This window comes from Intestinimonas sp. (genome assembly GCF_026169115.1).
In the GTDB taxonomy this organism is placed as follows: domain Bacteria; phylum Bacillota; class Clostridia; order Oscillospirales; family Oscillospiraceae; genus Intestinimonas.
In genome coordinates this window covers 1-5,473 of record NZ_JAPFEA010000105.1, presented here as the reverse complement: position 1 = coordinate 5,473, position 5,473 = coordinate 1, and the positions used below count along the sequence as shown (strand labels likewise).

Annotated in this window: 5 protein-coding genes and 1 tRNA gene; 1 reads left to right on the top strand and 5 read right to left on the bottom strand. The window is 63.9% G+C overall.

Features of this window, described 5'->3' with window-relative positions; all coding sequences use genetic code 11:
• Nucleotides 1-228: hypothetical protein (locus tag Q0Y09_RS09325; RefSeq protein WP_297720681.1), on the top strand; the 228-nt coding region annotated here is incomplete at its 5' end.
• Nucleotides 229-569: 341 nt separating this feature from the next.
• Here Q0Y09_RS09325 and Q0Y09_RS09320 read toward each other — a convergent pair.
• The 5 genes from Q0Y09_RS09320 to Q0Y09_RS09300 form a co-directional block, all read right to left on the bottom strand.
• Nucleotides 570-645 (bottom strand) — tRNA-Gly (locus tag Q0Y09_RS09320).
• A gap of 52 nt (nucleotides 646-697) precedes the next feature.
• Entirely contained in the window at nucleotides 698-1,822 is a 1,125-nt protein-coding gene (locus tag Q0Y09_RS09315) for a hypothetical protein (protein WP_297720680.1), read from the bottom strand.
• Nucleotides 1,803-2,390, bottom strand: coding sequence for a lactate utilization protein (locus Q0Y09_RS09310; protein WP_297720679.1), 588 nt, complete (start codon nucleotides 2,388-2,390; stop codon nucleotides 1,803-1,805). Before Q0Y09_RS09310 ends, Q0Y09_RS09315 begins: the two co-directional genes overlap by 20 nt.
• 19 nt (nucleotides 2,391-2,409) lie before the next feature.
• The gene (locus Q0Y09_RS09305; protein ID WP_297720678.1) at nucleotides 2,410-3,279 is read right to left on the bottom strand and encodes a YitT family protein; all 870 of its coding nucleotides are present in this window, start codon (nucleotides 3,277-3,279) and stop codon (nucleotides 2,410-2,412) included.
• Between the two features lie 28 nt (nucleotides 3,280-3,307).
• Nucleotides 3,308-5,473: DNA topoisomerase (ATP-hydrolyzing) subunit A (locus Q0Y09_RS09300; protein ID WP_297720677.1), on the bottom strand; the 2,166-nt coding region annotated here is incomplete at its 5' end.

The window sequence follows — 5,473 nt, the reverse complement described above, 5'->3', positions numbered from 1 at the left end:
GGTATAACAAAAGGGACGGGGGATAAGTTTAATACGCAAAGCCCCCTCACGAAGAACACAAGTAGGAAGTTCACTCACCTCCCCCTACATTATAAAAAAAAAGAAGCATCCGTTTCTCCCATCGCTGCACACAGATATAACAAAAAGGACGGGGGATACGGTTCCTTCGGCCTGCGGCCTCAGGATGACGACCAGGAGGCGGTTCCCTCACCTGCCCCGTCATTCTGAGCGCAGTGAAGCATCCGCTTCTCTCTTCTCTGCATACGGATATAACAAAAAGGACGGGGGATACGGTTCCTTCGGCCTGCGGCCTCAGGATGACGACCGGGAGGCGGTTCCCTCACCTGCCCCGTCATTCTGAGCGCAGCGAAGAATCCGTTTCTCCCATCACTGCACACAAATATAACAAAAAGGACACGGCTGACGCCGCGTCCATTCTAAACTTTACCCCGAGCATGTGAAGTTCCAAAAGGTGGAGCCGCCTTCCGGGCGGCGGAACCCAAAACAAAAGGACAGCTTAATTCACAGCATAAGAAAACGGACTGCTTTCGCAGTCCGTTTTCTTATGCTGGAGCAGGTGACGAGGCTCGAACTCGCTACCTCCACCTTGGCAAGGTGGCGCTCTACCAGATGAGCTACACCTGCAAGCGACAAATGATATTATAGCTGCACTTGCCGCTTCTGTCAAGAGAAATTTTCAATTTTCCACATTTTCTTCCGCCGGGACGGGAGACTCGCCGCAGAGGGGGTACTCCCCATCGGGCCAGGTATAGCCGGCCTGGGCCATCTGGGCATCGGTGAGCAGGAGTCCGTCCGCCTGAGCGGGGTCCACATGGCGGCTCCCCTCCTCCAGGGTGACGATGGTCCAGAAGGACGCATCCTCTCCCAGGGCCCCCTCCACGATCCGGCAGGGCAGACCGGCCAGGTCGCACAGCTCCTTGTAGGCCAGGGCCATCCCCTCGCTGTCGGCCGCCCCCTCCACCAGGGCGTGGTAGGCGGTGGCGCCGGCGGCGGCATCGGTCCGGGTCCGCTCCCGGAGGCCATTGAAGAGGGCGGCGGCCAGAGCGGTGTCCTTCAAACCGGCCCGGTAGGGCTCCACCAGGTCGGTGGCGGCGGTCTCCAGCTGGACCCGCTTGCTCTGGAGGGCCTTGGACTCCTCGGGATAGCTGAGGAGGACCTCCACCACCCGGCGGCTCCCCTGGTCGGGGTAGAGCTGCACCTGGACCTCCGGCAGGCCCAGGGCGGCGGCTGGCAGGTCGTAATAGGCTTCCCGTACCAGGTCCCGGATGTAGTCGGCGTCCTGGGTCTCGTCAAAGTAGTTGATCTGAAAGGCGGTCTCGGTGACGAAGCCGTCCAGGGCGTCCACCAGCTCGGCCCGGATGGCGCCGCTGCCCGTGACGGTGGCCACGGCGGCGATCTGCTCCGCCGTGCGCCGAAAGTCGATGGTGATGGTGGCCTCATAGTAGGAGACCATCCGGGTGAAGCTGTGCTGGATGCGGTCCACGGCGTAGGCCCCCAGGGGGGCGGAGTGGCTGACCTCGTCACAGGCCCGGGTGAGCTGCTCTTCCACGTCCCCTTTCCAGTTTTTCAGGCGGATGACCCCCACCTCCTGGTGGGTCTTCACCTGGGCCAGGATGGCCCCCTGGAGCTCGGAGTAGCTCTCCGCCCACACGGCGTTGGAGTCGTCCTCCGCCACGCTGAGCCGGACGTGGGGCTCCACCGACTGGTACTCCCGCTCCAGCATGGCCGAGCAGCCGCCCAGCGCCGTGAGGAGGGCCAGAGCCAGGGCGGTCAGCCGCCCCTTAATAGCCCAGGTCCTCATCCACCAGCACCACTTCCATGTCCATGCTGTTGGGCTTTTCCCAGTAGACCACCAGGGCCCGGCAGATGCGCTCCTGGCTCTTGCAGTCGTAGCAGCGGTCTCCCTTGACGGCGCAGGGGGTCTTGCGGCCCAGCCGCTGGGCGTTTTTGGGGGCGGCGATGTTCCGGGCCCGCCAGAGGGCGGCGTCGTAGTCGGGGGCCACCTTATTCCGGCCCACAATGAAGTAGACCTTCTCGTGGCCGAACAGGCCGGAGGCCACCCGGTTGCCGGTGCCGTCGATGTTGATGAGCTCTCCGGTCTCGGCGGCGCCGTTCACAGAGCAGAGATAGACCTGAGCACCGGCGGCCTCCTGCTGGGTACTCCCGGCCCAGTGAGAGAGGACCTGAGCATGCTTGCTCAGCCGCTCGGCCAGCCCCATCTCCTGGACGGTCATGGAGCCGCCGATGCCGACGGTCTTTCCGTCCAGGGCGGCGTCTAAGTAGTCGGCGGCCTGGGCCGCCGTGTCGAAGCGGGTGACGGCGAAGCCCCGCTCCTCCAGATTCTGCTGCAGCTTTTTCAGATCTGCCATAGCGCATCCTTCCTTCCCGTTACAGGTCGTTTTGCTGATACTGCCGAAACCCTTCTCCCATGACGTCGTGGGCGTCGCAGACGATGAGGAAGGCGTTGGGGTCGATCTCCTTCACCATGCGCTTCATGGCCACGATCTGCCGCTGTTTGAAGGCGCACATGAGGACCTCCTTCTCCTGGCCGGACCAGGCCCCCCGGCCCTGGAGGATGGTGACCCCCCGGTCCAGGTCCCGGGTGAGCCGGTAGGCGATGGTCTTGGAGTCCTCACTGATGATATAGGCCACCTTGGACGTGTCCAGGCCGTAGAGGACCATGTCCATGACCTTGGAGGAGAGGTACAGGGCCACCACGCCGTAGAGGGCGCTGTAAACGTTGCCGAAGGCCACCGCCACCGCCAGGATGACCACCAGGTCGATGGCCATGAGGAGCCGGCCCATGGGCAGCCAGGCCAGCTTGAGTTTCAAAAGCCGGGCAATGAGGTCGGTGCCGCCGGTGGTGGCCCCCTGGAGGAAGACGATGCCCAGCGAGCCCCCCATGAGCACGCCGCCGTAGATGGTGGCCAGCATGGGGTCCATGGGCTGGAAGACGTGGACGAAGTGGAGCACGTCGATGGCCAGGGAGGAGACGAACATGGCGTAGAGCGAGGAGAAGAGGAGGTGCCCCCCCAGCAGCCGCCAGCCCAGCAGGAACAGCGGCGCGTTGAGGAGGATCACCACGGCGCCGATGGGGGCCCAGGGCAGGAAGGCGTTGATGATCTGGGCCACGCCGGTGATGCCGCCGAAGCCGATCCGATTGGGTTCATAGCACCAGTTGAAGCCCACGGCGTAGATCACCGACGCCACGGTGATCCAGACATAGGCCATCAGGGTCTTTCGCAGGGTTTCTTTCATAACTACCTCCAGTGGGTGGGATCTCCTGTCACAGCAGGCTCAGCTGCTCCTCGCCCCGGTCCTCCTCCTTCAGGAGGGCGCCGGCCACCGGCAGGCTCCGGGCCCGGTAGCGGGCGGCGTTTTGGATGGGCGTGCGGTCCAGGGGGGCGGCCCCCTCCACCCTGTATTTGGGCTTGAGGGTCATCACCGCCACACCCTGGGTGGTGCGGGTGGTCTTGGGCGCGAGGGCGGCGGTGTGGAAGATGAGACAGCGGCCCTCCGTGGACCACACCGCCATCTCCATATCCTCCCGGAGGAGGAAGGCCCGGACCAGGGGGCTCTTGTCAGAGTATGCCCCGGTGAGCCGCTTTCTCCTCGTCTGGGTCCGGTAGCCGGAGAGCTCCACCCGGGCGGCCTTGCCGTTTTCAAAGAAGAACAGGAGGTTGCCGCCGTAGTCCCCTGGCACGCAGGCCCAGAGGAAGGTCTCCCCCTCGTCGAAGCCCAGCTTGGTGGGCAGGTAGTCCCCCAGTACGCTGGCCTTGGCGTCCTCGAAATCGCTCATGCGGGTCTTGTAGCACTGCTGCCGGTCAGTGAAGACCAGCAGCTCGTCCCGGTTGGAGCCCTCCCACTGGAGGTAGGCCCCATCCCCCTCCTTGTACTTCTGTTCCGAGCTCATGCGCAGGGACTGGGGGGTGATCTTCTTGAAGTAGCCCTCCCGGGAGAGGAAGACGTTCACCGGGTAGTCGGGCACATCCTCCCCGCCCTCGTCGGCCTCCTCGGCGTGGTCGTAGAGGAGACCCGTCCTCCGGGGGGCGGCGTACTTCTTCTTCACCGCGGCGAGCTCCGCCGTGATGGTCTTCTTGATGCGGGCGGGGCTGTCCACCAGGTCCTGGAGGTCGGCGATCTCCTTCTCCAGGTCCTCGGTCTCCCGGGTCCGCTTGAGGATATATTCCTTGTTGATGTTGCGCAGCTTGATGTCGGCCACATACTCCGCCTGCACCTGGTCGATGCCGAAGCCGATCATCAGGTTGGGGACCACCTCGGCGTCCTCCTCAGTCTCCCGGATGATCTTGATGGCCTTGTCGATGTCCAGCAGGATCTTCTGGAGGCCCTGGAGGAGGTGGAGCTTCTCCCGGCGCTTGCCCAGGACAAAGAAGGTCCGGCGGCGGACGGACTCCATGCGCCAGGCCGTCCACTCCTCCAGGATCTGCCGCACCCCCATGACCCGGGGCATGCCGGCGATGAGGATGTTGAAGTTGCAGGAGAAGGAGTCCCGCAGGGGGGTCATGCGGAAGAGCTTGACCATGAGCTTGTCCGGGTCCACGCCCCGCTTGAGGTCCATGGTGAGCTTGAGGCCGCTCAGGTCGGTCTCATCCCGCATGTCGGAGATCTCCTTCACCTTTCCGGTCTTGACCAGGTCGGAGACCTTGTCCATGATGGCCTCCACGGTGGTGGAGTAGGGGATCTCATAGATCTCGATGAGGTTTTCTTCCTTCACATACCGCCACCGGGCCTGGACCTTGAAGGAGCCCCGGCCAGTCTCATAGATGGAGGAGAGCTCCCGCTCGTCGTAGAGGAGCTCGCCGCCGGTGGGGAAGTCGGGGGCCTTGAGGGTGGCCATCAGGTCGCAGTTGGGATTTTTGAGGTAGGCGGCGGTGGTGTCGCACACCTCGCCCAGGTTGAAGCCGCAGATGTTGGAGGCCATGCCCACGGCGATGCCCATGTTGGAGGAGACCAGCACGTTGGGGAAGGTGGTGGGCAGCAGGGTGGGCTCGGTCATGGTGCCGTCGTAGTTGGGGGTGAAGTCCACGGCGTCCTGGTCGATGTCCCGGAAAAACTCGCCGCAGATGGGGTCCAGGCGCACCTCGGTGTAACGGGGGGCGGCCCAGGCCATATCCCGGGAGTAGACCTTGCCGAAGTTGCCCTTGGAGTCCACCAGGGGGTGGAGGAGGGCGCCGTAGCCCCGGCTCAGGCGGACCATGGTGTCGTAGATGGCGGCGTCGCCGTGGGGGTTTAGCTTCATGGTGGCCCCCACCACGTTGGCCGACTTGGTCCGGTTTCCCCCCAGCAGCTTCATCTGGTGCAGGGGATAGAGGAGCTTGCGGTGGGAGGGCTTGAAGCCGTCGATCTCTGGGATGGCCCGGGAGACGATGACGCTCATGGCGTAGGGCATGTAGTTGATCTCCAGGGTCTGGGTGATGGGCTGCTCCAGCAT

Coding starts and splice junctions, on each gene's coding strand:
- Q0Y09_RS09305 (WP_297720678.1), bottom strand. CDS start 3,279: ATGAAAGAAACCCTGCGAAAGACCCTGATGGCCTATGTCTGGATCACC.
- Q0Y09_RS09315 (WP_297720680.1), bottom strand. CDS start 1,822: ATGAGGACCTGGGCTATTAAGGGGCGGCTGACCGCCCTGGCTCTGGCC.
- Q0Y09_RS09310 (WP_297720679.1), bottom strand. CDS start 2,390: ATGGCAGATCTGAAAAAGCTGCAGCAGAATCTGGAGGAGCGGGGCTTC.